The 23,957-nt window shown below is 64.3% G+C and carries 22 protein-coding genes; 10 read left to right on the forward strand and 12 right to left on the reverse strand.

What is annotated here, in order from left to right; translation table 11 throughout:
* Window positions 1-491 precede the first annotated feature (491 nt).
* The gene (locus TSA1_RS38040; protein WP_100181570.1) at window positions 492-1,238 is read right to left on the reverse strand and encodes a metallophosphoesterase family protein; all 747 of its coding nucleotides are present in this window, start codon (window positions 1,236-1,238) and stop codon (window positions 492-494) included.
* 853 nt (window positions 1,239-2,091) lie between these two features.
* Here TSA1_RS38040 and TSA1_RS38045 point away from each other — a divergent pair.
* From TSA1_RS38045 to TSA1_RS38065, 5 genes are read left to right on the forward strand one after another with little or no spacing between them, the layout of a single operon-like run.
* The gene (locus TSA1_RS38045) at window positions 2,092-2,631 is read left to right on the forward strand and encodes a hypothetical protein (RefSeq protein WP_145984429.1); all 540 of its coding nucleotides are present in this window, start codon (window positions 2,092-2,094) and stop codon (window positions 2,629-2,631) included.
* Window positions 2,632-2,657: 26 nt separating this feature from the next.
* Window positions 2,658-3,770, forward strand: a complete 1,113-nt coding sequence (locus TSA1_RS38050; protein WP_100180799.1) for a tetratricopeptide repeat protein — start codon at window positions 2,658-2,660, stop codon at window positions 3,768-3,770.
* Between the two features lie 12 nt (window positions 3,771-3,782).
* Window positions 3,783-4,511, forward strand: coding sequence for a hypothetical protein (locus tag TSA1_RS38055; RefSeq protein ID WP_100180800.1), 729 nt, complete (start codon window positions 3,783-3,785; stop codon window positions 4,509-4,511).
* A 2-nt stretch (window positions 4,512-4,513) separates the two neighbouring features.
* Window positions 4,514-4,999, forward strand: a complete 486-nt coding sequence (locus TSA1_RS38060) for a hypothetical protein (RefSeq protein ID WP_100180801.1) — start codon at window positions 4,514-4,516, stop codon at window positions 4,997-4,999.
* Window positions 5,000-5,030: 31 nt separating this feature from the next.
* Window positions 5,031-5,348, forward strand: coding sequence for a hypothetical protein (locus TSA1_RS38065; RefSeq protein ID WP_100180802.1), 318 nt, complete (start codon window positions 5,031-5,033; stop codon window positions 5,346-5,348).
* A gap of 47 nt (window positions 5,349-5,395) precedes the next feature.
* Here TSA1_RS38065 and TSA1_RS38070 read toward each other — a convergent pair whose 3' ends face one another.
* The 7 genes from TSA1_RS38070 to TSA1_RS38100 form a co-directional block, all read right to left on the reverse strand.
* Window positions 5,396-6,091: a branched-chain amino acid ABC transporter ATP-binding protein gene (locus TSA1_RS38070; protein WP_100180803.1), complete on the reverse strand. Its 696-nt coding sequence runs from the start codon at window positions 6,089-6,091 to the stop codon at window positions 5,396-5,398.
* Window positions 6,084-6,815, reverse strand: coding sequence for an ABC transporter ATP-binding protein (locus TSA1_RS38075; protein ID WP_142250961.1), 732 nt, complete (start codon window positions 6,813-6,815; stop codon window positions 6,084-6,086). The genes TSA1_RS38070 and TSA1_RS38075 overlap by 8 nt, the downstream gene beginning before the upstream one ends.
* Window positions 6,805-7,908 (reverse strand): branched-chain amino acid ABC transporter permease, encoded by a 1,104-nt coding sequence (locus tag TSA1_RS38080; protein WP_100180805.1) that lies wholly within the window; start codon window positions 7,906-7,908, stop codon window positions 6,805-6,807. The genes TSA1_RS38075 and TSA1_RS38080 overlap by 11 nt, the downstream gene beginning before the upstream one ends.
* 6 nt (window positions 7,909-7,914) lie before the next feature.
* Window positions 7,915-9,132 carry a substrate-binding protein gene (locus tag TSA1_RS38085; protein WP_100180806.1) on the reverse strand — a complete coding sequence of 406 codons (1,218 nt, stop codon included), beginning with the start codon at window positions 9,130-9,132 and terminating at the stop codon, window positions 7,915-7,917.
* Window positions 9,133-9,134: 2 nt separating this feature from the next.
* Window positions 9,135-9,992 carry a branched-chain amino acid ABC transporter permease gene (locus tag TSA1_RS38090; protein WP_100180807.1) on the reverse strand — a complete coding sequence of 286 codons (858 nt, stop codon included), beginning with the start codon at window positions 9,990-9,992 and terminating at the stop codon, window positions 9,135-9,137.
* 36 nt (window positions 9,993-10,028) lie between these two features.
* Complete coding sequence (locus TSA1_RS38095) at window positions 10,029-11,543, reverse strand: amidase (protein WP_100180808.1); 1,515 nt, start codon at window positions 11,541-11,543, stop codon at window positions 10,029-10,031.
* 154 nt (window positions 11,544-11,697) lie between these two features.
* Complete coding sequence (locus TSA1_RS38100) at window positions 11,698-12,882, reverse strand: substrate-binding domain-containing protein (protein WP_174719260.1); 1,185 nt, start codon at window positions 12,880-12,882, stop codon at window positions 11,698-11,700.
* Between the two features lie 179 nt (window positions 12,883-13,061).
* On the opposite strand from TSA1_RS38100, the gene TSA1_RS38105 reads away from it, so the two are divergent.
* Complete coding sequence (locus TSA1_RS38105; protein WP_100180810.1) at window positions 13,062-13,505, forward strand: MarR family winged helix-turn-helix transcriptional regulator; 444 nt, start codon at window positions 13,062-13,064, stop codon at window positions 13,503-13,505.
* A 194-nt stretch (window positions 13,506-13,699) separates the two neighbouring features.
* On the opposite strand, the gene TSA1_RS39195 is transcribed toward TSA1_RS38105, so the two are convergent.
* Window positions 13,700-14,104, reverse strand: a complete 405-nt coding sequence (locus tag TSA1_RS39195) for a DUF6006 family protein (RefSeq protein ID WP_142250966.1) — start codon at window positions 14,102-14,104, stop codon at window positions 13,700-13,702.
* 536 nt (window positions 14,105-14,640) lie between these two features.
* Entirely contained in the window at window positions 14,641-17,481 is a 2,841-nt protein-coding gene (secA, locus tag TSA1_RS38110) for a preprotein translocase subunit SecA (RefSeq protein ID WP_100180811.1), read from the reverse strand.
* Window positions 17,482-17,835: 354 nt separating this feature from the next.
* Here secA and TSA1_RS38115 point away from each other — a divergent pair, with 354 nt between their 5' ends.
* Window positions 17,836-18,762, forward strand: coding sequence for a peptidylprolyl isomerase (locus TSA1_RS38115; RefSeq protein WP_100180812.1), 927 nt, complete (start codon window positions 17,836-17,838; stop codon window positions 18,760-18,762).
* A gap of 130 nt (window positions 18,763-18,892) precedes the next feature.
* Window positions 18,893-20,134: a bifunctional glutamate N-acetyltransferase/amino-acid acetyltransferase ArgJ gene (gene argJ / locus TSA1_RS38120; protein ID WP_100180813.1), complete on the forward strand. Its 1,242-nt coding sequence runs from the start codon at window positions 18,893-18,895 to the stop codon at window positions 20,132-20,134.
* 119 nt (window positions 20,135-20,253) lie between these two features.
* Here the strand turns inward: argJ and TSA1_RS38125 are convergent, their stop codons facing one another.
* Window positions 20,254-21,585 (reverse strand): TadE/TadG family type IV pilus assembly protein, encoded by a 1,332-nt coding sequence (locus TSA1_RS38125; RefSeq protein WP_100180814.1) that lies wholly within the window; start codon window positions 21,583-21,585, stop codon window positions 20,254-20,256.
* A gap of 141 nt (window positions 21,586-21,726) precedes the next feature.
* Here TSA1_RS38125 and TSA1_RS38130 point away from each other — a divergent pair, with 141 nt between their 5' ends.
* Complete coding sequence (locus TSA1_RS38130; RefSeq protein ID WP_100180815.1) at window positions 21,727-22,137, forward strand: (deoxy)nucleoside triphosphate pyrophosphohydrolase; 411 nt, start codon at window positions 21,727-21,729, stop codon at window positions 22,135-22,137.
* Between the two features lie 68 nt (window positions 22,138-22,205).
* Here the strand turns inward: TSA1_RS38130 and TSA1_RS38135 are convergent, their stop codons facing one another.
* On the reverse strand, window positions 22,206-23,099 hold the full coding sequence (locus TSA1_RS38135) for a methyltransferase domain-containing protein (protein WP_100180816.1): 894 nt from the start codon (window positions 23,097-23,099) through the stop codon (window positions 22,206-22,208).
* A 19-nt stretch (window positions 23,100-23,118) separates the two neighbouring features.
* Here TSA1_RS38135 and TSA1_RS38140 point away from each other — a divergent pair, with 19 nt between their 5' ends.
* Window positions 23,119-23,916: a ComF family protein gene (locus TSA1_RS38140; RefSeq protein WP_100180817.1), complete on the forward strand. Its 798-nt coding sequence runs from the start codon at window positions 23,119-23,121 to the stop codon at window positions 23,914-23,916.
* The last annotated feature ends 41 nt before the right edge of the window (window positions 23,917-23,957 follow it).

Genomic DNA, 23,957 nt, shown 5'->3' on the forward strand with positions numbered 1-23,957 from the left:
CCGCTCATCCATCCGCAGCCACATCCGTCATCGCTCTTGGCCCGAGGGCCTGGATCCGACTTTTTGGCAAGCACTCTTTCACCCGAATGGGTGAAGACAGGGGTCGGCCCCCCGGGTTCAGCTTGTCCGGCTGGATGCAGGGCGAAAAGCGGTGACAATGGTCGATCCGGAGTTTCCAACATTCGAAGTGACGTTGGCGCCGCGCAGGCGAAAAAGATGGGCCTGGAGCATCTGCAATAGCCATGGAGCGGTCGTGGCGCAGGGGCGGGAATCGAGCCGATCTGCCGCCAGGTACCAGGCCGAACGAGCGCTTTTCATGCTGCTTCTGACCGCGCCATATCGGTCACGACTTCCGGCATAACAAGCTCTCATTGAGGTTGCGCCTGGACTTGACTTGAGCACCAAGCGTGGCCAGCCGGAGGAGCGTCCGACGGGCCTTTGCTACCGTAAAGACGTAGTCGGATGAGGCCCGCTGTGGGCCAGAAGCGGACTTACTTGCTCTCCCGTTGGACCCAACCAGTTGCAATTGCGTCCGCCCAACTGCGCATTCCTCTGCTGCGCGCGAGTTCAGCCATAGGTGCGTTATCGTAGGGCACGTGCCGCATGGTCACCAGCCAGCCCTCTCCGGTCCGTTCTAAGATCGCATAGCACGCATGAGGCGTGCCGACCTCAACTACGTAAGGAACCGGCGTCCTCCCGTCGTAACCGGGCAATCCAACGCTGCCGGGATTAACGACTAGTCGTCCATCTCTCAGGCGGACAACTCTTGGAATGTGAGTGTGCCCACACAAGATGAGCTGGGCGTTGATCCCCTCGGCTTCGGGCTCAATGGCCTCGATCGGACTGGCGCGCACATCACCGTTTTCGGTTACGTAGTCGAGCCAAAAAGCAGCGTCGTTCCTCGGCGCCGCATGGCATAAGAACACTTGGTCTCTGTATATTAGCGTGGGTGGCATACTCGCCAGCCAATCGAAGTGCTTGCGCTCAAGCTGTCGGAAATCGCCGCGAGTCGAAGTGCCCCCCTGCCAGAGCTCGATGAGGATTCGATCCTGATCGCCGCGCACCGACGGAAAATCTCGTTCAATCAGCAAGTCCGCAGTTCTGGCCGCCTCCAACGGACCGCTGACGTGGTCACCGAGGTTTACAACCTCGTTGATGCCGAGCCCGGCAATGTCCGCAAGTACGGCTTCAAGCGCCGGATGATTTCCGTGCACATCTGCGATTGCAGCAAACTTCATTTGGCCCTCCCATTCGAGATGGCCGACCATTCACGCAATGCGGGAGGATGCAGGACTAGCGGTTCTCTTTAGCTGCATTTGTAGAAGCGCCCGCAAGCTGAGTATCAAATCGGCGCTGGCAGGGGAATTACACAATCAACGCGGCTCAATCAAGCGATGGCGATGAAGTCCGCTTTGGGTCACAAGGCGACATAGCCGTTTATGAACACACGCGATGGTGCGTCCCCAAAAGCTCCGGACAAGGCGACACTTTAACACCCCAAATTCGGATTCAACACATTTTCTCTTTACCCGAACCGCGACACACCCTATACTCCCTCGCCATCTCATCCCGCCGGAAGGGGCGGGTCGCGATCGTCACGGTTCGTGGGGTGAGTTGCGGTGGACGCGGGCGGTGTTGGCGCCAGAGGCGGTCGCAGGGCGGGGTGTCCCCGTGAGCGATCAGCGGGCGCGTGCACGACAGCGCTGCTTGCGTACGGCAAAATCGTGTGGTCCTGGCGCCCGCAGGCTGGCGTCAAGTCTCCGCGGTGGTGTGCGGGCCCGACCGGGCTGCGCACATCAGCGATCTCGCGAGGCGACGGGGGCAAGAGTGCATCGCTCCCCGGGGAGAGCGCGACATAAGCCGTCAACCCATCGCGCAGGGAAGGCCGGTTATCGGGCTGCACCTGTGTCTCCCCTGTGAGCGTTGACTCACGCATCATTGCACAGGGGCTCTCGGGTGCCAGCCGGTACCCGGCCTTCCCTGCGCCCTTCCGATCTCCGGGGGCGCGAGAGCGAAGCAGAACCCGGGCGCTGCGCGCTGCGGGAGCTTTCTTGCGCGCCACCGTCCATCTGGTGTCCTGGCCATTCAGGCTTGACCATCCCTGCACGCCCCGCCGAAAGTTGTACGTGCGAACCGCGCGGCGAGGACATAACCAGATATCTTTCCGCGGCCTCCGATAGAGCCAAAGACATGCTGCAACGCACTTATCTTCGTCCGGTGATTTTTCTTGTTCTTCTGTCGACGGTCGCAATTCCGAACCGCCACGCGCTGGCGGGATCGCGCGACGATTTCAGGGGCACCGCCATCGTCGAGCTGATGCAGAAATACGGCCACCCTGATCAGATCGTCCCTTTCGGCCGCAAGGACCAGGACCGGGCCTATCACTGGCGACTGAAGACGACGGCCTCCTTCGAGGGAGCCGACCAAGGCGAGCGGCGGGAGGATTTCTTCTGCGATGTGACCGCCATCGTTGGACAGAACGGGCGGGTCAAGACCTTCGAAGCCAGGCCCGCGGATGTCGGGGCCGGCGCCCTCGCATCCATCGAAGCCTTCGGGCCGCTGTGCCGCAAGGCATTCGGCTCACGACCAAGCCGGACTCGCGGCGAAAAATTGGCCAGGATGCGGCTTTGAGCGGCTTGGGTTGAACGGGGCGATCCATGGCATCCTTTTACGCAGAGAGCCACCTTCGACATATCGCCGGGCTGGAACAGCGTCACGGATCGATCAGCGACGAGGTCGTCACGGCCCTGCGCACGCTGATCAAGTTGATCTGCCGCAGTGAAGATCCCGTCGAAGCCATCCCCTTTCTCGACCGCTGCATCTCGATCCAGGAGAGCCTGCATGGGCCGCAATCCATCATGGGCGACCTCGATGACTGGATCGGTCGGGCAGGTCATGTCGACTTCAAATTGGTCGAGCCGTTTCAGCTGCGGCGGCTGGCGATCAAGTCGAAGCTCTTCGGCGCAGACAGTCCGGAAGCTGCCAGGGAATGCGAAGCCATCGCCCGCCGGTGGGCCTCCCAGGGGGATTATTCCCGCGCCAGGGCTTTTCTGGAGCGCAGCATCTCGATCCTCGAGAAGCTCCATGGTGCGGCCAGCGTCGAAGTCGCAACCACGGTCGACGCGCTCGCCGAGATCGGCGCACGCCTGACGAAATGGGCGGAGGCCGAAACCAGTCTGCAGCGCAGCCTGCATCTGAAAGAGACGATCTTCGGGAAGAGAAGCGAGGAAGCGGGCCGGACGCTGCTCACCTCCGCCATCGTCCACGCCAATTCCAGCAAGCTGGACCGACACGGGACCAGGTTCGAACGTCTGCGCAAGGCCGCGACCGCCTTCGCGGCCGGTCTCGACATCATCGAGGAACGATTTGGACCCGACAGTCTGGAGGTTCAGAAGGCCCTCGAGGCCATGATATTGGCCTATCTCGACTGTGGAGAGTTCTCGAACGCCGAGCCCTTGCTGAAGCGGCTGCTCGAGATCTGCGAGCGGACTTATGGAGACGACGCTGCGGCCCTGCTCTGGATCCTGGCGGAGCTCGCCGCGGGCTATGCGCGCGAACGGGTGGACGAGGCCGAGCCGGTCCTGGAACGGGGCTTCGCGGTGCTGCGGACCTTCCTCGATGTCGGCAAACCGATCTTTCACCGCAGCATCGTGAACATGGCCGGCAACCGGAATGTGCTCTACGGCGGCCGTCAGAAAGGCGTGCTCGAAACGCTGGTCCAGGCGTCGGAGACGCTGCGCGGCAATTTGCGGAAGCGATGGGGAGCGTAGGTCGGACCTCGGATGACGGATTACAGCACCCAGAAGCTGCAATGCTATTGCTGCGGCAAGGCTTCCGAGCACTCCGTGCTCATGAGCTCGAACACGCACGGCTCGCCCGACCTCGACCAGAGGCCGCCGAAAATGCATCGCTGGACGATCGGAAGCTGGCTGCAGGAGTGCCCCTATTGCGGCTACGTCGCCCCTGATATCGACAAGGGCGATGCGAAGGCGCGGAAATTTCTCGACAGCGACGAATTCCGCGTCGCCTCGCTCGACCCTTCGCCCGATCCGGTCACGCGCCGCTTCCTGGTGCGTGCTGCGCAGCGCGCTTATCAGGGCGAGCGGAGATTGGCGTTCTTGAGCACGTTGTCGGCGGCCTGGGTCGCCGACGACGCCAACCAGCCGACTGAGGCGGCCTCCCTCCGCCTCCGGGCCGCGCGTCATCTCGAGGGCCCCCGGATCACCTCGATCGACACCCGCCTGCTCCTCCTCGACGTCCTGCGGCGGGCATCCAGCTGGGAGGCGGCCGAGGCACTGACTGTCGAATTGACGGCCGAAGAGCTGGGATATCCCTTTGCCGAGATCGTTGCCTTTCATCGCGACAAGATCGCAGCCAGGGATGACGGGCGATATACGATCGGCCAGGCGCTCGAGGGCAAGCCGCCGCCACCGACCGCGGCCGAGGACCAGGAACTGATCAAAGCCATCGCGCGGCACATCAAGATCGTTCCGAACCCGCGGAGAAAGTGACCATGAAAGCCGCCGCCCTTGCTCTGGCTCTCCTCACTGCTCCTTCTCTCGCGAGCGCGGGAAGCTGGAAGCTCGAATTCGACAATCGCGATCTTCCCTCGCTGAGCTACAGGGATCAGGGCAAGATCACGTTCATGCTGGGCTGCGGACGCGCCCTGGGCCTGCATGCAAGATATCCCGGCGAGGCCGGCCGCGCCGGAAAGGCGACGATCACGATCGGGAGCCGCCGCAAGTCAATGAAGCTCGTCGGCGAATTCGAGGAGATTTCGGCAGACGACGACGCAACCAATTTCGTCCAATGGGACCTCGGCTATTCACGGCAGGACCCGGAGCTGTTCGGCAGGCGCTGGAAGCGGGCCGAAGCGCGCCTGCTGGACCTGATGGAACGAGCGTCGCCGCTGACGATTTCGAGCAGGACCGCGAGCTACCGGCTTCCCAAAATCGATGCGGCCGGCTGGCGGGCCGCCATTGAGAAGTGCGGCCGCTAGCATCCGGCTTTGCACAAGCGGAATTTGAAGGATGGAGCCTGCTGGATTGATTCGAGCAACGATAATCGCCTTCAAGAAAGAGCTTCCTCTGATCAGGTACTCTCGCAAGACCCGCCTTTCGGTTGCGGCCCTTTTTCTCGCCGCGGCTTCGATCGTCTCGGCCGCTCGGGCGGGCGATTACCGGGAGCCAAAGAGCTACGCACCCGTGACCGCCCCCGCAAAGAAGACGCAGATTCACAATGACGGGGCCGCGGGCGCGATGACTCCCTACCCGAATTCATGCCTGCCCTTTTCTGAGTTGGTGGCAGCGGTGCAAAAACGGATTGCTGCTCTTCAGAACACGAACTGATGACTCTGCTCGCGGCTTCGCTCATGCGGGCTACGGCAGCTCGCCGTCTACGGCGCCAGATAGCGCATCAGCTCCGGATTGCCCCGCACCTCGCCGGCTTCGCCCTGCAGCGCGACGCGGCCGCGGTCGAGCACATAGGCGTAGTCGGCGACGCGCAAAGCGAGATCGAGGTGCTGCTCGACGATGATGACGGCAATGCTCTTGGCAAGCTCGATCAGGCGCTCGGTGATCTCCTCGATCACGCCGATCCAGACCCCTTCGGTCGGCTCGTCCAGCAGCAGCAGCTTGGGATCGCCCAGCATGGCGCGGCCGATCGCGAGCATCTTGCGCTCGCCGCCGGAGAGCGTGCCGGCGGGCTGGTCGAGGCGCTGGCCGAGCTTGGGGAAGATCGTCAGCACGTGGTCGACGGCATCGGCCTTCTTGTTCGCGAGCGAGCCGACGGCAAGATTGTCGCGCACCGACAGGCGCGCGAACACCGAATGCTCCTGCGGCACGTAGCCGATGCCCGCCCGGACACGCTCCTGGGTGGCGCGGCGGCTGATGTCGCGGCCGTCGAAGGCGACCTCGCCTTTCCACGCCGGCAGCTCGCCGACGATGGTCTTCATCAGCGTGGTCTTGCCGGCGCCGTTGCGCCCGAGCACGGCAACGCCGCCACGCCAGGGGATGCCGAGGGTGACGTCGAACAGGACCTGGCTGCGGCCATAGCCGGCGTCGAGATGCTTGATGTCCAAGAATTCAGGCACGGCGCAGATAAATCTCCTGAACGGCCTTGTTGGCCTGGATTTCCGCGACGGTGCCGGAGGCCAGCACCCTGCCCTGGTCGAGCACGGTGAGGCGGTCGCAGATGTCGCGGATGAAATCGAGATCGTGCTCGACGATGACGAGCGAGCAGTGCTGCTTGATCGGCTGCAGCAATTCGCCGGTGACGCGGCGTTCCTCGAGGCTCATGCCGCCGGTCGGCTCGTCGAGCAGCAAAAGTTTCGGCTTGCCGGCAAGCGCCATCGCGATCTCCAGCCATTGCTGCTGGCCGTGCGACAGCGCAGCCGCGGCTTCGAAGGCGCGGTCGGCGAGACGGAACTGCGTCAGCATGGTCATGACCTGGTCGTGCAGGAGCCCGCGTGTGCGCGAGAACACGAGGTCGACCAGCGAAGATTGCGCCTGCAGCGCGAGCAGAATGTTGTCGTACAGCGTCAGCGACGGCAGCACGGACGTGATCTGGAACTTCAGGCTCATGCCCGCCCGCGCGCGCTCGGTCGGCGTGAAGGCGGTGATGTCGGTGTTGACGAAGGAGACCTTTCCTGTCGTCGGCACTTCGGCGCCGGCGATGCACTTCATCAGCGTGCTCTTGCCGGAGCCGTTCGGGCCGATCAGGCCGTGGAATTCGTTCTCGCCGACGCTGAGCGCGGCGCCGTCGAGCGCGGTGAGCTTGCCGAAGACCTTCCTGATGCCGGCGGCTTCAAGGAGCATTGCGCTTCTCCTTGACGTTCTCCTTGGACCTGGCACCGAAGCTGCCGACACGTTCGCGCTCGCCGAGCACGAAGCTGATCAGGCCGAGCGGCCGGAACAGGATCACAAGCAGCAGCAAGAGACCGAGGATGATCGGCCAGATGTCGCGGTAATTGTCCGAGAGCCAGAAACTGACACCTTCGACGATGACCGCGCCGATGACGGCGCCGATCAGCGTGCCGGAGCCGCCGAACAGCACGTAGAGCACGACCTGGGTCGAGACGACGACGCCGACCATGTTGGGCCAGACAAAACCTTCGTGGAAGGCATAGAGGCTGCCGGCAAGGCCTGCAACGGCGCCGCCGATGGTAAAGATGATCGCCTTCAGATGCTGCACCTTGTAGCCGAAGAAGGCGATACGCTGCTCGTTCTCGCGCAGCCCCGCGAGCGCGAGGCCGAACTGCGAGCGGACCAGGAAGCGGCAGAGCAGGTAGACGACGACGAGGATGCCGAGCACGAGATAGTAGAACGCCGGGCCTTCCGTGAACTCGTAAGAACCGAGCGACATCGGCGCGATCGAGGGGATGCCGTTCTGGCCGCCGAGATAATACCAGCCGCGCGCGAGACGATCGGCGGCGTAGGAGCCGGTCAGCGTGCCGAGCGAGACGAAGATGACGCTCGAGGGATGCCGGCCCAAGAGCAGAAAGCCGCCGAGCAGCAACGCGAAAGCGAGGCCGATCAGCGTGCCTGCGGGCAGCACCAGGAAGATGTTGGTGATGTCGAGGTCGCGCGCGAGCAGCGCCACGCCATAGCCGGCCGAGCCGAAGAACAGCGCCTGGCCGAAGCTCATGATGCCGGCATAGCCCCAGACCAGGTCGAACGACAGCGCGAACAGCGCGAGGATGATCACGCGCGTCGCGAACACCGTGAGATAGTCCTGCAGCAGCAGCGGCGCGAGCAGCGCCGCGAGAAGCACGACGCCCTCGACGATCGGCAGGATTTTTCGCGTCGACGCGACCGCTCCCGCGGCTCGGCTACCGGCCATTGCAACGTCCCGTTCCCCGCCGATCTCGGCGGGGACTGCCTGCTTCACAGCGCCCATTGCTTTCGGCATTCCGCCTCAGCATTCCTTGGGATCGACGAGGCCGTTGCTGCGCGCGACGATCTCGTAGTTCCCACCCTTGGCGACGGCGGTGTACATCTTCATCTTGCAGTGCCGCTTGCCGGGGACCATCTCGGCAGGTCCACCCGGACCTTCGGCGATCTTGGCGTGGTCGAGCGCGGCCGCGACCGAGTCGCGGTCGATCTTGCCCGCTTCCTTGACGGCGGCTTCCCACAGCTTCAGGCCGCGATAGGTGCCGGTGGCGGCACTGCCGGCGGCGAACAGGAAGTTGCCCGGGAAGTCCTTCTCATAGGCCGCCTGGATCTTGGCGTCGAACGGGTTCTCCTTGGTCAGCACCTTGAAATAGTCGAGGCAGCTGGCGAGCCCCTCGATCTCGGCGGCCTGATTGATGTTGAGCGTGTTCTCGTCGTAGTAGACGCAGGCGAGCCGGCCGCCGTTCTTGAGGAAGCCCGCTTCATAAAGCTGCTTGAAGAACGGGCCGACGCCCGGCGGAATGACCGTGTTGAAGACCACGTCGACCTTGTTGGAGATGATGCGATTGACGGTCGCGGAAAAATCGACCTGGTCGAGCGGATAGTATTCCTCGAACACGACCTCGCCCCCGTTCGCCTCGATCACCTTGCGGGCATAGACGTTGAGCGTGTGCGGCCAGACGTAATTGGCGCTCGGCAGCGCGAACTTCTTGCCGCCGTTCTTGATCAGCCAGGGGATGAACTCGTCGCATTGCTGGGCCGGCGTCGGGCCGGTGCAGAACAGATAGGGCGTGCACTCCTTGCCCTCGTAGAGCTGCGGATAGATGTAGAGGGTCTTGCCGCGCGCCACGATCGGGTCCTTGATCGCGTTGCGCATCGAGGAGGTGATGCCGCCGAGCACCATGTCGACCTTGTCGCGCTGGATCAGTTTTCGCACGTTGCCGACGGCAACGGATTCGTTCGACGCGGTGTCCTCGATGTAGAGCTCGAGCGGACGGCCGAGCAGGCCGCCGGCGGCGTTGATCTCCTTGATCACCATCTTGGCGACGTTGGCGTCGGCGTTGCCGGCATAGGCGATCGGGCCGGTGAGGTCGGTGGCGATGCCGACCTTGATCGGCGCCTCGGCCGCATTGGCCCAGGGTGCCGGGATCACCCAGCTGCCGACCCCGGTCGCGACCGCGCCGGACGCAAAGGCGAAATTGGAGAGAAAGCGGCGGCGCGAGAGCTGCGTGCGATCGAACATGACTAAACCCCTTTTCCAGCGATGAGGCCCTGCGGGCGGAATTTGATGAAGACAATGGCGAGCACGAAGACGAGGACGTCGGCGACGACGGGCGCCATGATCCATGGCAGCGCCGCGCTGAGCGTGCCGATGACGCCGGCGCCCGCGACCGGCCCGATGAAGGAGCCGACCCCGCCGACCATGACCGCGACGAAACCCTGGATCAGGAAGCGCAGGCCGAGATCGGCATAGAGGCTGAACACCGGGACGATCAGCGCACCGGCGAGACCGGCAAGCGCAGAGCCGAACGCGAAGGTGGCGCCGTACATGAGGGGCGTGGAAATGCCGGAGGCGCGGGCCAGCGACGGGTTCTCCAGCGTGGCGCGCATGCGCAGGCCAAAGCTGGTGCGCGACAGCAGGAGATAGCAACCGGCCATCACCAGCAGCGTGATGACGATGATGGTGAAGCGCCAGGCCGAGATGTGCATGGCGCCGATGTCGATCGAGCCGCCGATCGGCTCGGGCACGGTGAGATAGAAGCCGCCGATCAACCCGCGCACGGATTCGCGGATGATCAGGCCGAGCGCATAGGTGCCGAGCATGGCCACGATCGGCGCGGCGTAGAAGCGGCGGATGATCAGCGCCTCCAGCACGAAGCCGAGCCCGCCGACCACGAAGGGCGCGGCGACCATGCCGGTCCAGATCGGCAGTCCCTTGGCATAGGCGAGATAGGTGATGTACGCCCCTAGCAGAACGAACTCGCCCTGCGCGAAGTTGAAGATGCCCATCATGCTGGCGATGATCCCGAGCCCCAGCACGATCAGGACGATGATCGCGCCGAAGCTCAGGATCTCGAACGCTGCGACGAACGCGTTAGCCATGCTTTGCCGTTCCGCTCGTCTTCACTGAGGTTCCGCTCACATCTTCTTCCAGTCGCCGATCTGCTCGAAGGCGTGCGCGGCGCGGTAGATGGTGGATTCCTCGAACATGCGTCCCACCAGCATCAGACCGACGGGCAGGCCGTCGACCATGCCGCAGGGCAGCGACATCGCGGGATGGTGGGTGATGTCGAACGGCGCGGTGTTGGAGATCATCTCCAGCGCGCGGGCAACGTATTCCTCGCGGCTGGCATTGGGCTCCGGCAGCTTGGTCGCCTTCATCGGCGTGGTCGGCATCAGCAGCAGATCGTAGTCCTTGAACGCCTTGTCGTAGGCGGCGGTCAGGCGGCGCGAGATATTGAGCGCCTTGCCGTAGAAGCGCGGGCCGAAATTGTTGTTGATGTAGGTGCCGAGCATCATGAACAGTTTCGTGGTCTCGGACAGCGAATCGGCCTGCCGGCGCCAGCCGCGATGGAAATCCATCAGCGAGGTCGAATAGAGATCGCCGCGGGACAGGCCGTAGCCGTCGCCGAACATCATGGTCTGGGTCAGGCCCTCGGTGCCGATCGGGGTCCAGATCGCGCCGCCCAGCATGTGCATCGGGATCGACACGGTCTCGACGCTGGCGCCGAGATCCTTGAAGCGCTTGGCGGCCTCGCGCACGCTCTCATTCACCGCGGCCTCTGCGACCGGCTGCTCGAAACCTTCCTTGACGATGCCGATCTTCATGCCCTTGACGCCCTGGCCGAGCGCCTTGGTGTATTCCTCGACCTTCGGTGCCTTGATGCGGGGATCGTAGCCGTCGTCGCCGGCGAGCACTTCGAGCAGCAGCGCGTTGTCGGCGACCGTCGCGGTCATCGGACCGGTATGGTCGACATAGATCTCGATCGGCATGATGCCGGTGTAAGGAACCAGGCCCCAGGTCGGCTTCATGCCGTAGACGCCGCAGAACGAGGACGGCATGCGGATCGAGCCGCCCTGGTCGCCGCCGATCGCCATGTCGACCTCGCCGAGCGAGACCACGACGCCGGAGCCCGACGACGATCCGCCGGCGGAGTAGCCCATCTTGTGCGGATTGTGCACCGGCCCGTAGGAGCCGGTGTGGCTGCCGCCGGACAGGCAGAAATGCTCGCAATGCACCTTGCCCTTGATCTCGGCGCCGGCATCCAGCATGCGCGTGACGATGGTAGCGTCGAAGTCAGGCACGAAGCCTTCCAGCGTCGACGAGCCGTTGGTCATGGGCACGCCGGCGAGCATGATGTTGTCCTTCAGCGCGACGGTCTTGCCCTTGAGCTTGCCGCCGGCGGCGCCCTTCACGGTCGACTTGCGGTACCAGGCGTTGCGGGGGTTCTCCTCCGCCGAGGGCCTATGGCCGGGCGTACGCGGATATTTCACCTCGGGCAGCTCGTCCGGCATCGCGGCGACGAGATTGTAGGCCTCGATCGAGCCCTGCATCAGGCCGCGGAAGGAGGTGACGTCCTCGTCGGTGAGCGAAAGGCCGCATTGCTCGGCGACACTGCGAAGCTGGGCTGGCGTGGGAAGGACAACTGTCACGGCGCTCTCCTGAAGTTTTCTGGATCCGTCTTTGGGCGTGCGGCCGCGTTTGGCGCGACGAGCGCACCGGCCCGGCGGAAACATTCAAAACGGAAATATTTTCCTTTTCAAGTATTATTTTGCAGGCCGGCCTGCAGGAATTGCCGCGGCGGAGTCAGATCGGCTTGATCAGCTTGAAATCGAGACCGTCGGCTTCGGCGAGATGCATCGGCATCCGCGCGCGCCCGTCGCGGACGGTGACCGGGCCGCGGGCGCCGCTATAGACGATGTTGCGGGCGGCCGCGAGCATCGGGCCCATCGACAACGAACCGGCCTTGTTCGCGACGGCTTCGAGAAATCGCAGGCCCTCGTAGCTGGACTGCCCGACCGAGCCGATCGGCGGCGCGTTCGGCCCGAACATCGCGTGATAGCGGCTCTGGAATTCGTCATTGGCGCGCGCCCCCGTGCCGGTGAAATAGCCGGAGGCGCAGAACATGTTCTCGCTGTTGTCGGCGCCGATGCCGAGCAGCACGGTCTCGTCCATCGCGCCCGCGAGCCGCAGCGTCGTGGCGCCGAGCCCGCATTCGCCGAAGGCGCGGTTGAAGGTGACGCTGTCGGTGCCGATCAGCGAGATCAGCACCACGTCGGGCTTGGCGGCGCGGATGCGCGCCAGATGCGGCTCGTGGTTGTCCTCGCCGAGAGGAACGAACTCTTCGCCGACGACATGGCCGCCGGTTTCCCTGATGTAGTTCTTCACCGCACGGTGCGATTGCCAGGGCCAGACGTAATCGCTGCCGATCAGGTACCAGCGCTGGGCCTTCTTGACGTCGGCAAGCCAGTGGATCGACGGCCGGCTCTGCCAGCGCGGGGTCTCGCCGATCGCCATCACGCCGGGCGTGCGCTCGCCGCCCTCGTAGACCGGCGTGTAGATGTAGGGGATGCGATGGCGCGTGGTGACGTCGCGCAAGGCCACGCGGACCGCGCTGGTGTGCAGGCCGACGATGAGATCGACCTCGTCGAACGCGATCGCCTGCTCGGCGCGGTCCAGGACCTCATCCAGCGGCCCGCCGGCGTCGTAGATGGACAACTCGATCTCGCGACCGAGAATGCCGCCGCGCCTGTTGATCTCGGCGACGGCGAGCTGCGCGCTGTTGGTGGCGCAGGGGCCCCAGACGCCGGGGGAGCCGGAGCAGCAGATGAAGCCGCCGATGCGGAGCCTGTTGCTGCCGCGCCGCCTGAAAAGGGCATGATCGCTCGGCGACAACGCACCGTCAGCCGCCGATGACGACAGATTCCTGAGCAGCATGGACGGCGGCAACGCCGGACCGCCGTGAGCCGGGAAGTTTACCGTCGCGCGCACGCCAACTCCTGTCTGGCAGCAGACCTGAAAGCACATTCTGCGGGCGGCCGCGGCATCCGCCCTTTTGTTGGGCAATGATCCTATTTTGAAAATATTGAATATTCAACAATTGAAGTGCATATAGATGCAGCATTGATTGCAAGACATTCACTCATTTGGGTCAAGACGAAGTCTTAGCCGTGGCAAAACCGACCAAAACAAACACCCCGATCACCGAGCATCTCGCCTATCTGCTCGCGCAAGCCAACCGGGAGATCAACCGGCAGCTCGAACTGCGGTTGAGCAAGGAAGGCGTGCCGGTCGAGCAATGGCGCATCCTGAAGGTGCTGTCGGATGGCAACGGCCATTCGATGGGCGAGCTCGCGGAGGCCGTGCTGCTCAACCATCCGACGCTGACCAAGATGATCGACCGCATGGTCTCGGACACGCTGGTCTATCGCGTGCAGGACCCCAACGACCGCCGCAAGGTGCTGATGTTCATCTCCGACCGCGGCAAGGTGCTGTGCAGGAAGCTCAACTCGCTCGCGGTCGACCAGGAGGAGCACATCCTGGAGAGCTATGGCGACAAGTCGACGAGCGAGCTCAAGCGGCTGCTGGAGAGCCTGATCGACAGCTCGAATTAATGCGAGCGTGGCGGCCTTGCGAAGCCGACACGCTCATCTGCCATTCAATGCAGGGAGAGAGGCTCTCCACGAAAGCACGCGCGCTGGTCACGCCGGCTGGCGTTGGCGCTCACAGCGCGCATCCGGGCCTTATTCAGTCCTCAAGGCTCGCTTTCGAGTTCAGGCGGAGAATAAGCAGGCGCCACATGGTGGCATCATCGCCAGCACGAAAGGCGATAGCGTTGGCCGTTCCATGTCGTCCAGCCAGCGGCCTTGTTGCTGACCGGTTTGGCCAAATACCATTTATTGCCGTCGGCATGGTTGAAGTAGACGCCGCCCTGCGTTCCGCTGCGGGGATTTGTCAACTTCACCCATCGCGAGCCATTGTCCGAGAAGCTGCCTGCCCAGCGCGCTCCCGAACTGGTGGTGCAAGTGTCGCCGTCGCAGCTTGTTTGACTGTCATCAACGGCGGCCCATTTCATCCGGGCGGGCCGGCCGTCGATGTTGCACGACCATGTTCCGCCCCACCATCCGGCCACCTGGCTCGCAGGGGCGGAACCGCAAGCATAAAAACTCAGGGCAAGAACACACAAGGTGGTTGGCAGCGCGCGTCTGGACATTGTCTGGCTCCCAATTTTCGGCCCCCCGTGCGATTCAATCAGAACATGGATTGAGCCCAGTAGAGGTGATCCAGTTCACAATGAGCAGCAGCAAAGGATTGAATGATCCACCCGCAGGCATCCTCCGAGACACGATGCCGCGCTTCGACCATCGGCTTCCGGGCTGCAGCTGCGCAGCCGAACGAGCGCGTGGCCGCCGACAATCTGCCGCAGCACCCGGAAGCGATCACAGGAACAGGCGCTGCAGGCCACGCGCCCACAACGGGGCGATCGTCTCGCGAAGGTGATGAACGGGCCAAGGACCAGTTCGCTCAACATCGGGGCCGGCTGCCAAATGGCCAAAGCGTGCTCAGCCGCGCGTGACCGAAGGCAGCTCGCCTGACAAATGTGAGGCAGCCATCCTCAATGGCGTGCGCCTACCATTCGTGATGCACCTGAAGATCAGCAGGCACCACATGGATCGGAAGCATTTCAACCCCTGGCGAACTCGTCAGCCAATACGGCACCGCGAGTTCGCCGGGTATTGAGATCATCGATCAGGCATACCGCCCGTGGCAGTGCTTGTACTTCTTGCCCGAGCCGCACGGGCAATCCTCGTTGCGACCGACCTTGCCCCAGCTCGCCGGATTCTTCGGATCGCGCAGCGCCGCGTCGGAGGCCTGCGCGCCGAGCGTGACGCTCGCAAGCGCCATCTCGTCCTCGCCGGTGTTCGGATCGAACTTGTGCGCCTCCATCGGCGGCAGCACGGGGGCTTCCTGCTCCGGCGGGACGATCTCGACGCGCATCAACTGCGCCGTGACGGCCTCGCGCAGATGCGCGCTCATCTCCTGGAAGAGGTTGAAGGCTTCCGTCTTGTACTCCTGCAAGGGATCGCGCTGGCCGTAGCCGCGCAGGCCGATGACCTGGCGCAGATGGTCGAGCATGATCAGATGCTCGCGCCAGAGATGGTCGAGCGTCTGCAACAGAATGGTCTTCTCGACGTAACGCATCACGTCGGGACCCCATTGCGCGACCTTGGCCGCCATGTGCTCGTCCGCCTTGGTCTCGATGCGGGTGAGCAGCTCCTCGTCGGCGATGCCCTCTTCCTTGGCCCATTCGTCGACCGGCAGGTCGAGGTCGAGCACGCGCTTCAATTCTTCCTTCAGGCCGGCGACGTCCCACTGCTCGGCATAGGCATGCTCGGGCACGTGCTTGGCGACGAGGTCGTCGATGAAGGCGTGGCGCATGTCGGCGACTGTCTCGGCGACGCTCTCGTCCTTCATCAGGTCGACACGCTGGTCGAAGATCACCTTGCGCTGGTCGTTCTGGACGTTATCGAACTTCAAGAGGTTCTTGCGGATGTCGAAGTTGCGGGCCTCGACCTTCTGCTGCGCCTTCTCGAGCGCCTTGTTGATCCAGGGATGGATGATGGCCTCGCCCTCTTGCAGGCCGAGACGCTGCAGCATGCTGTCGAGACGGTCCGATCCGAAGATGCGCATCAGATCATCTTCCAGCGACAGGAAGAACTTGGAGCGGCCAGGGTCGCCCTGACGGCCGGAGCGGCCGCGCAGCTGGTTGTCGATGCGGCGGGATTCGTGACGCTCGGAGCCGATGATGTAGAGGCCGCCGGGCTTTTTCACGGTCTTGGCGGGCTTGGATCCCTTCGCCGGCTCGATCTCGACGGTCTCCTCGGCCTTCAGCACGATGTCGCGGAAATGCTCGATGTCGGCCTTGATCTGCTCGATCTTCTTGGCCTTCTCGGCTTCGTCCTCGATGCCGGCGGTCTCCTGCTGGATCCGCATTTCGAGCGACCCGCCGAGCTTGATGTCGGTACCGCGGCCGGCCATGTTGGTGGCGATCGTGATCGCGCCGGGAACGCCGGCTTCCGCCACGATATAGGCTTCCTGCTCGTGGAAGCGCGCGTTCAACACCGCGAACAGCTTTGCCGGCTTGTTGGCACGCGCTGCGGCGTACAGCTTCTGCATCGAATTCTCGTTGCCGAAATCGATCTGCCGGTAGCCGTGCTTCTTGAGGTATTCGGCGATCACTTCCGACTTCTCGATCGAGGCCGTGCCGACCAGCACCGGCTGCAGCCGCGCGTTGGCGCGCTCGATCTCGGCCAGGATCGCGGCGTATTTCTCGTTCTGGGTGCGATAGACCTCGTCATCCTCGTCGAGACGCGCGACCGCCAGATTGGTCGGGATCTCCACGACCTCGAGCTTGTAGATGTCGAACAGCTCGTCGGCTTCCGTCAGCGCCGTTCCGGTCATGCCGGCCAGCTTCTCGTACATGCGGAAGTAGTTCTGGAAGGTGATCGAGGCCAGCGTCTGATTCTCGGGCTGGACCGTCACGTGCTCCTTGGCTTCCAGCGCCTGGTGCAGGCCTTCGGAATAGCGGCGGCCCTGCATCATGCGGCCGGTGAACTCGTCGATGATGACGACCTCGTCGTCACGGACGATGTAATCCTTGTCGCGGGTGAACAGCGTGTGGGCGCGCAAGGCCTGGTTGATGTGGTGCACGACGGAGACGTTCTCGACGTCGTAGAGCGACTCGCCCTTGAGCTGGCCGGCATCGCGCAACAGCCCCTCGATCTTCTCCATGCCTGCTTCGGTCAGCGTCACCGTGCGCTGCTTCTCGTCGACGTCGTAGTCGGTCTTGTCGAGCCTGGGCAGGAACGAATCGATGGTGTTGTAGAAATCGGAACGGTCGTCGAGCGGGCCGGAGATGATTAGCGGCGTGCGCGCTTCGTCGATCAGGATGGAGTCGACTTCGTCGACGATGGCGTAGAAGTGCGGCCGCTGGACCATGTCCTCGAGCCGGTACTTCATGTTGTCGCGCAGATAGTCGAAGCCGTATTCGTTGTTGGTGCCGTAGGTGATGTCGCAGGCATAGGCGGCCTTGCGCTCGGCATCGTCGAGGCCGTGGACGATCACGCCGGTGGTCAGGCCGAGGAAGCCGTAGATCTGGCCCATCCAGCCGGAGTCGCGGCGGGCGAGGTAATCGTTGACGGTGACGACGTGGACGCCCTTGCCGGCGAGCGCGTTGAGGTAGACCGCGAGCGTCGCGACCAGCGTCTTGCCTTCGCCGGTCTTCATCTCGGCGATGTCGCCCTCGTGCAGCACCATGCCGCCGATCAGCTGGACGTCGAAATGGCGCTGGCCGAGGGTGCGCTTGGCGGCCTCGCGCACGGTGGCGAAGGCGGGCACCAGCAGGTCGTCGAGCGTCTTGCCCTCGGCGAGCTGCTTCTTGAATTCCGCGGTGCGGGCCTTGAGCGCCTCGTCGGAGAGTTTCGAGACCTCCGCCTCCAGCGCGTTGATCGCGTTGACGCGGGACTGATATCCCTTCACCCGCCGGTCGTTGGCGGAGCCGAAAAACTTGCGGGCGAGCGCGCCGATCATGCCTAGTTCCTGTGTTCGCGAATTAACCGCGTTGCAGCCAAGAAGTTGTCACCCGCCTGCCTATCAACTCACCGTGACGCCTGATGGCGCCTTCGGCCCGGACCGCGGGGTCGTCCGCCATATGGGTGGGAATTGGGCAAGTCTGGGTTCAACGGCCAAAAACGCAGCAAAATAAACGCCATCGCCATGGTCGCGACCGGGCAGAGATATGGCCCGGTCAGGGCCTTGTCAACGGCGGGCGCATTGCGGCTAATTCATCATTTTGACAGACTTTTCGCGTTGCCAAGCCCCCCTGAATTGGGCGAGTGTCCGCCCCGCTCGAGCAGCCCCCCTGCTTCAACAAAAGGATTTTCCATGACCACCTCGTTCCCGGTATCCACCGGCCAGCGTTTCCGCCATGCGTCCGCCCTGGCGGGCTGCCTCGCTTTGGCGCTGTCCCTGGCGTTCGCGGGCCCGCTCCGGGCCGCTGACGATCCGGTCCTGGCGAAGGTCAATGGCGCTGAAATCAAGAAGAGCGACGTTGCCATGGCCGAGGAGGAACTCGGACCGAGCCTCGCCCAGATGGACCCGGCCACCAAGGACGAGAACGTCCTGTCCTTCCTGATCGACATGAAAATCGTCAGCAAGGCTGCCGAGGACAAGAAGGTCGCCGACAGCGAGGAGTTCAAGAAGCGCCTGGCGTTCGCCCGCAACCGGCTTCTGATGGACAGCCTGCTCGCGGGCGAGGGCAAGGCCGCCACCACCCCGGACGCCATGAAGAAGGTCTATGAGGAGGCCTCCAAGCAAATCACCGGCGAGCAGGAGGTGCGCGCCCGCCACATCCTGGTCGAGACCGAGGACGAGGCCAAGGCGGTCAAGGCCGAGCTCGACAAGGGCGCCGATTTCGCCGAGCTGGCCAAGAAGAAGTCCAAGGATCCGGGCTCGGCCGACGGCGGCGATCTCGGCTTCTTCACCAAGGAGCAGATGGTGCCGGAATTCTCGGCCGTGGCCTTCTCGCTGGAGCCGGGCAAGATCTCCGACCCCGTGAAGTCGCAATTCGGCTGGCACATCATCAAGGTCGAGGAAAAGCGCAACCGCAAGGCGCCGGATTTCGAGCAGGTCAAGACCCAGATCGAAAGCTACGTCACCCGCAAGGCCCAGGCCGAGTACGTCGCCAAGCTGCGCGCCGAGGCCAAGGTCGAGCGGCTGGACCAGCCGGCGGCAGACGCATCGAAGGATGCGAAGCCGGCCGACGCAGCCAAGCCCTCCGACAGCAAGATGGCGCCGCCCGCGAAGAAGTAAGAATTCGCTGTCACTTCGCTGACGCCAAGAGTATTTAAGTCTTCCTGATGCCCGGCCCTGAGAGCGAAGCTCGTCTTCGCAAAGAGGGGCCGGGCATCTGCATATCCAGATCCCACCAAGGCGCCCCGCGATGTCATCAACCGTCTCCCCGCTCGCCCCGAAAAACGTTCCTGATATGCCCTTGATCGCGGGCGTCCGTCTTGCGACGGCCGAAGCCGGCATCCGCTACAAGAACCGCACCGACGTGCTGCTGGCGGTGATGGACAAGGGCACCGCGGTCGCCGGCGTCTTCACCAAGTCGAAGTGCCCCTCGGCGCCGGTGGAATGGTGCCGCGCCAAGTTGAAGGGCGGCAAGGCGCGTGCCCTCGTCGTCAATTCCGGCAACGCCAACGCCTTCACCGGAAAGACCGGCCGCGCCTCCACCGCGCTGACCGCCAAGATCGCAGCCAAGGCGGTCGGCTGCAGCGAGGGCGAAATCTTCCTGGCCTCAACCGGCGTGATCGGCGAGCCGCTGGATGCCACGAAATTCGACGGCGTGCTGGGCCGCCTCGCCGAGACCGCCGAGCCCGGCGACTATCTCGCCGCGGCCAAGGCGATCATGACCACCGACACCTTCCCGAAGGTTGCGACCGCGACCGTCAAGCTCGGCAAGGCCAAGGTCACCATCAACGGCATGGCCAAGGGCGCCGGCATGATCGCGCCCGACATGGCGACGATGCTGTCCTTCATCTTCACCGACGCACCGATCGCGCCCGCGGCGCTGCAGGCCCTGCTCAAGGCCGGCGTCGAGGACACGTTCAACGCGGTGACGATCGACGGCGACACGTCCACGTCGGACACGTTGCTGGCCTTCGCCACCGGCGCTGCCGCCGAGCACGGCGCGCCAAAGATCAGCCGCGCCAGCGACCCGCGCCTGAAGGCCTTCGCGAAGGCGTTCAACCAGGTGCTGGCGAATCTGTCCGAGCAGGTGGCGCGCGACGGCGAAGGCGCCCGCAAGCTGGTCGAGATCACCGTCGAGGGTGCCAAGACCAAGGCCTCGGCGCGCAGAATCGCGATGTCGATCGCCAACTCGCCGCTGGTGAAGACCGCGATCGCCGGCGAGGACGCCAATTGGGGTCGCGTCGTGATGGCGGTCGGCAAGGCCGGCGAGCCGGCCGATCGCGACAAGCTCTCGATCTCCTTCAACGGCATCCGCGTCGCCAAGAGCGGCGCGCGCGATCCGTCCTATGACGAGGTGCAGGTATCGGAAGCGATGAAGGCCCCGGAGATCGCGATTCTGGTCTCGCTCGGCCTCGGCAAGGGCCGCGACCGCGTGCTGACCTGCGACCTCACCAAGGAATATGTGGCGATCAACGGGGACTACAGGTCGTAGGACCATGGTTGTCGTTCCGGGGCTCGCGAAGCGAGAACCCGGAAGCTCGAGATTCTCAGGGGCGCAATTGCGCCCCGTAGTTCGATGCCGACGCATCGCCCCGGAATGACGGGACTATCTCACCCCGAGATCCGGGCGTCCGCGACCGCTTTCCGGAACAGCGCGTTCATCGCATCCGAGATGCCTTGCGTCGGACTGACCTCGAAATACAGCCCCGGCGAGGCGCAGCTCTGCATGTTGTCGGCGATCTCGCTGTTCGGCGACGGACCGAACGGGCCCTTGTTGAAGGGGTCGATGTAGGTCATGTACCAGGAGTTGGTCGGCAGCTGCAGATAGGTGGTGTAGAGCACCGCGATCTTGATGCCACGATTCTTGATGGTGGTGCAGAGCGAGACGTCGATCGGCGACTGGCAGCGTCCGCCGCTCACGAGCGGCTTGGAGCAACCGGTATTGTACTCGTCGGCGACACCGTCCGAGACGAAAAACAGATATTTCAGCGGCGCAGACGACGTGCCGGCGCCCGGCGCGGTGATTGCGGAGTTGATGGCCGGAAAGACCGTGCTGAACTGGGTGTCCTTGTCGGCGGTGTAGGAATCGTTGTTGCCATAGACGCCCATCAGGTCGATGCCGCCCGCCGCCGTCTTGGCACTCGACAGGCTCGCCGACAGCGAGAACAGCGCGCGCAGGCCGATGTTTTTCGACGATGCGCCGAAATCGTAGATCGCCATGCGGAACTGGTTCGAATAGGTCTCGCTGGCCGCGGCGGTATCCATCAGGGACTGGGTTGCGCTGCGCAAGACGTCGATCCGCGTCGTGACGCCGAGCGTCTTGGCGAGATTGTAGTAGTTGTTCGAGTCGTTGTAGTCGTGGCATGCGAAGGCGCATTTGTCCGACGTGTTGTTGACCATCTTGGTGACGTCGGCCGGCGTCGCCGCCACGCCCATCGACGGCGAATTATCCAGCAGGAGGTAGAAGTCGATATAGAGCGGCATGCTGGCCGTCGCCGTCGACGTGCCGGTCATCGTCAGCGCCGTCTTGCCGATCACGCCGAGGAACATGGTCTTGATGCTGGCGCTAAACGCGACGGTCGAGGTGACCGTCGAGCCGCTCTTGACCACGGTCGGCGTGACGCTGTTGAGCGTGTAGCCGGTCAGGTTGGCGACGTTGGCATTGAAGATGTTCTTGGCGTCGGTGACGCCGGCCGGGATCCCTCCGTCCGAGGTCATGGTGCCCGCCGCCGCAAATCCCGGCGAGGCCTTGGCGACTGCGCCGACGCTGGCCGCATCGGCCGCGGCCTGAAGCTTGGCCCGAATCTGCGTCGCGCGGGAGTAATCGACGGCGCAGCCAACCACCGTGATCAGGGGAACGCAGGCCAGCGCGAAAATCACCGCGATATTGCCGCGCCGGTCGCGGGCGAACCGGCGGATGGTGGTGCGAAACACGGCGCGCATGGATTGGCCTGGAATGGTTTAAATATGCTTCCACTCTAGGAACCGTTGATTAAATATGACTTATGCAAACCGTAAAAACGCGGAGCCGCAACGGGGGTTAACAAACCATTGCGAACCATCTCGAGCGGGCGACAGGGACCTATGGCCGATCTCAAATTGACACTGGTGGTGGCCTGCGCGCTCGTCGATGCCGACAAACGCGTCCTGATCGCGCAGCGCCCCCCGGGCAAGACGCTGGCAGGCCTCTGGGAATTTCCCGGCGGAAAACTCGAGCCCGGCGAGCGGCCGGAGCAGAGCCTGATCCGCGAGCTCAACGAGGAGCTCGGCATCACCGTCGCCGAACCGTGCCTCGCGCCGCTGACCTTTGCCAGCCACGCCTACGAGACCTTCCATCTGTTGATGCCGCTCTACATCTGCCGGCGCTGGGAAGGGCAGGTCGCGCCGCGCGAAGGCCAGACCCTCGCCTGGGTCCGCGCCAACAAGCTGCGCGACTACCCGATGCCGCCCGCGGACATTCCGCTGATCCCGCATTTGATTGACTTGTTGATGTGAGCCCGAGGTGCTCGCCACACTCTCCGCGTCATGCCCGGGCTTGTCCCGGCCATGACGGAGGAGAGAGCTTACGTCTCCCCAGCCTTCTTCACCGCCTCTGCCAGACTGGCTTTCGCCGATCCCGGCTTCAGCGGCTGCTGCTGGCTTGCATGCGGGGCCCAGCCGGACAGCCAGATGATGTCGAACGTGGCTCGGATGCGGCCGTCGGCATCGGCAAAGCGTTCGGCGTAGATCTCGGCCATGCGCAGCAGCGTCGCGCGCCGGCTCGGTGTGCGCCGGCGTTCGATCAACACGTTGGCGCTGCCCATGCGGCGAAGATCCTGCATCAAGGCGAACGCATTGCCATAGCGCACCACGACGCGGTCGACGTCGGTGACCGGCAGCGCGAAGCCGGCCCGCTGCAACAGCGCGCCGATGTCGCGCAGATCGGCGAACGGCGCGACGCGCGGGGAGACACCGCCCTCGCATTCGGCCTCGGCGGCCGCAAAGGCCTGCCGCAGCTCGGTCAGGCTGTCACCGCCGATCATCGCGGCGAGCAGGAGCCCGTCTGGTTTCAACGCGCGACGGACCTGCGCGAGCACGCCGGGAAGGTCGTTGACGAATTGCAGTGCCAGCGCCGAGACGACGAGATCGAGGCTTTCCGGAGAAACAGGCAGTCTCTCCGCACCGGCCGCGTCGAGCGCAATGTGCGCGATGGAGGGCAGCCGGGCGCGCAAGCCAGCAAGCCCCTCACCGGGCGTCCAGAGATCAACCGGCGCATGAAACTCCCGCATCACCGCGGCGAGCCGGTCGGACATGTCCTCGGCGACGCGGTCGAGCAGGAAGCTCACGGCGCCTTGTGCCTGCGCACGGCGTTGCCGCACGTGCAGCAAGGCACGATCGAACAAAGCGGGCGGACTTTGCGGGGGCTGAGCCATGCCGCTGGTTACGCCGATCTCCACGGTTCTGGCAATCCGGCGCATGCGGCGTTAGCCTCTCCCCATGGACGCCGACGCCGCCCCTACCCGTTCCATCGCCGCGCCGCTGCGGGCCGCGTGGACGGCTGGCCGCAACGTGCTGAATCGCGCAGCTCGGCTGGCGCTCGACATCGCGCTGCCGACGCAATGCGTGTCCTGCCGCGAGCCGGTCGATGGCGAGGGCGTTTGCGCGGCGTGCTGGGCGCGGCTGTCGTTCATCGAGCGGCCCTATTGCCCGCGGCTCGGCATTCCCTTCGTCTACGACCCCGGCCCCGACATGCTGTCGATGGAAGCGATTGCAAGCCCGCCGGCTTACCAGCGCGCCCGCGCCGCGGTGCGCTATGACGACGTCGCGCGCACGCTGGTGCATGCGCTGAAATACCAGGATCGTACCGATCTGGCGCCGGCCATGGGCCGCTGGATGGCGCGGGCGGGCGGCGAGCTGCTGGCCGGGGCCGATATGCTGGTGCCTGTTCCCTTGCATTGGCGGCGGGCCTGGCGGCGACGTTACAACCAGTCCGGGGCGCTGGCGCGCGTGATCGAGCGGCAGAGCGGCGTCAGGGCGAGGGCCGAGGTGCTGCGCCGGGTGCGCGCCACCGAGCAGCAAATCGGCCTGTCGCGAGCCCAGCGCGCCACCAATGTGCAGGGCGCATTCCAGGTATCTCCAGACCGCCAGGCCGAGGTCCAGGGACGTCGCATCATCCTGATCGACGATGTCCTGACCTCGGGCGCAACGCTGGATGCCTGTGCGCGGGCGCTGCTCCGCGCCAAGGCCGCCCAGGTCGACGTGCTGGTCTTCGCCCGGGTTGTGGAGACCAAGTAAAGTCCCATATAATTCAACGAATTCATGACATGAGAGCGCCA

Source organism: Bradyrhizobium nitroreducens, assembly GCF_002776695.1.
Classification (GTDB): domain Bacteria; phylum Pseudomonadota; class Alphaproteobacteria; order Rhizobiales; family Xanthobacteraceae; genus Bradyrhizobium; species Bradyrhizobium nitroreducens.

Bases quoted from the DNA above. Each gene is read 5' to 3' on its own strand.
- TSA1_RS38040 (WP_100181570.1), bottom strand. From the start codon at position 1,238: ATGAAGTTTGCTGCAATCGCAGATGTGCACGGAAATCATCCGGCGCTT.
- TSA1_RS38050 (WP_100180799.1), top strand. From the start codon at position 2,658: ATGGCATCCTTTTACGCAGAGAGCCACCTTCGACATATCGCCGGGCTG.
- TSA1_RS38055 (WP_100180800.1), top strand. From the start codon at position 3,783: ATGACGGATTACAGCACCCAGAAGCTGCAATGCTATTGCTGCGGCAAG.
- TSA1_RS38060 (WP_100180801.1), top strand. From the start codon at position 4,514: ATGAAAGCCGCCGCCCTTGCTCTGGCTCTCCTCACTGCTCCTTCTCTC.
- TSA1_RS38065 (WP_100180802.1), top strand. From the start codon at position 5,031: ATGGAGCCTGCTGGATTGATTCGAGCAACGATAATCGCCTTCAAGAAA.
- TSA1_RS38075 (WP_142250961.1), bottom strand. From the start codon at position 6,815: ATGCTCCTTGAAGCCGCCGGCATCAGGAAGGTCTTCGGCAAGCTCACC.
- TSA1_RS38080 (WP_100180805.1), bottom strand. From the start codon at position 7,908: ATGCCGAAAGCAATGGGCGCTGTGAAGCAGGCAGTCCCCGCCGAGATC.
- TSA1_RS38085 (WP_100180806.1), bottom strand. From the start codon at position 9,132: ATGTTCGATCGCACGCAGCTCTCGCGCCGCCGCTTTCTCTCCAATTTC.
- TSA1_RS38090 (WP_100180807.1), bottom strand. From the start codon at position 9,992: ATGGCTAACGCGTTCGTCGCAGCGTTCGAGATCCTGAGCTTCGGCGCG.
- TSA1_RS39195 (WP_142250966.1), bottom strand. From the start codon at position 14,104: ATGTCCAGACGCGCGCTGCCAACCACCTTGTGTGTTCTTGCCCTGAGT.
- secA (WP_100180811.1), bottom strand. From the start codon at position 17,481: ATGATCGGCGCGCTCGCCCGCAAGTTTTTCGGCTCCGCCAACGACCGG.
- TSA1_RS38115 (WP_100180812.1), top strand. From the start codon at position 17,836: ATGACCACCTCGTTCCCGGTATCCACCGGCCAGCGTTTCCGCCATGCG.
- argJ (WP_100180813.1), top strand. From the start codon at position 18,893: ATGTCATCAACCGTCTCCCCGCTCGCCCCGAAAAACGTTCCTGATATG.
- TSA1_RS38125 (WP_100180814.1), bottom strand. From the start codon at position 21,585: ATGCGCGCCGTGTTTCGCACCACCATCCGCCGGTTCGCCCGCGACCGG.
- TSA1_RS38130 (WP_100180815.1), top strand. From the start codon at position 21,727: ATGGCCGATCTCAAATTGACACTGGTGGTGGCCTGCGCGCTCGTCGAT.
- TSA1_RS38135 (WP_100180816.1), bottom strand. From the start codon at position 23,099: ATGCGCCGGATTGCCAGAACCGTGGAGATCGGCGTAACCAGCGGCATG.
- TSA1_RS38140 (WP_100180817.1), top strand. From the start codon at position 23,119: ATGGACGCCGACGCCGCCCCTACCCGTTCCATCGCCGCGCCGCTGCGG.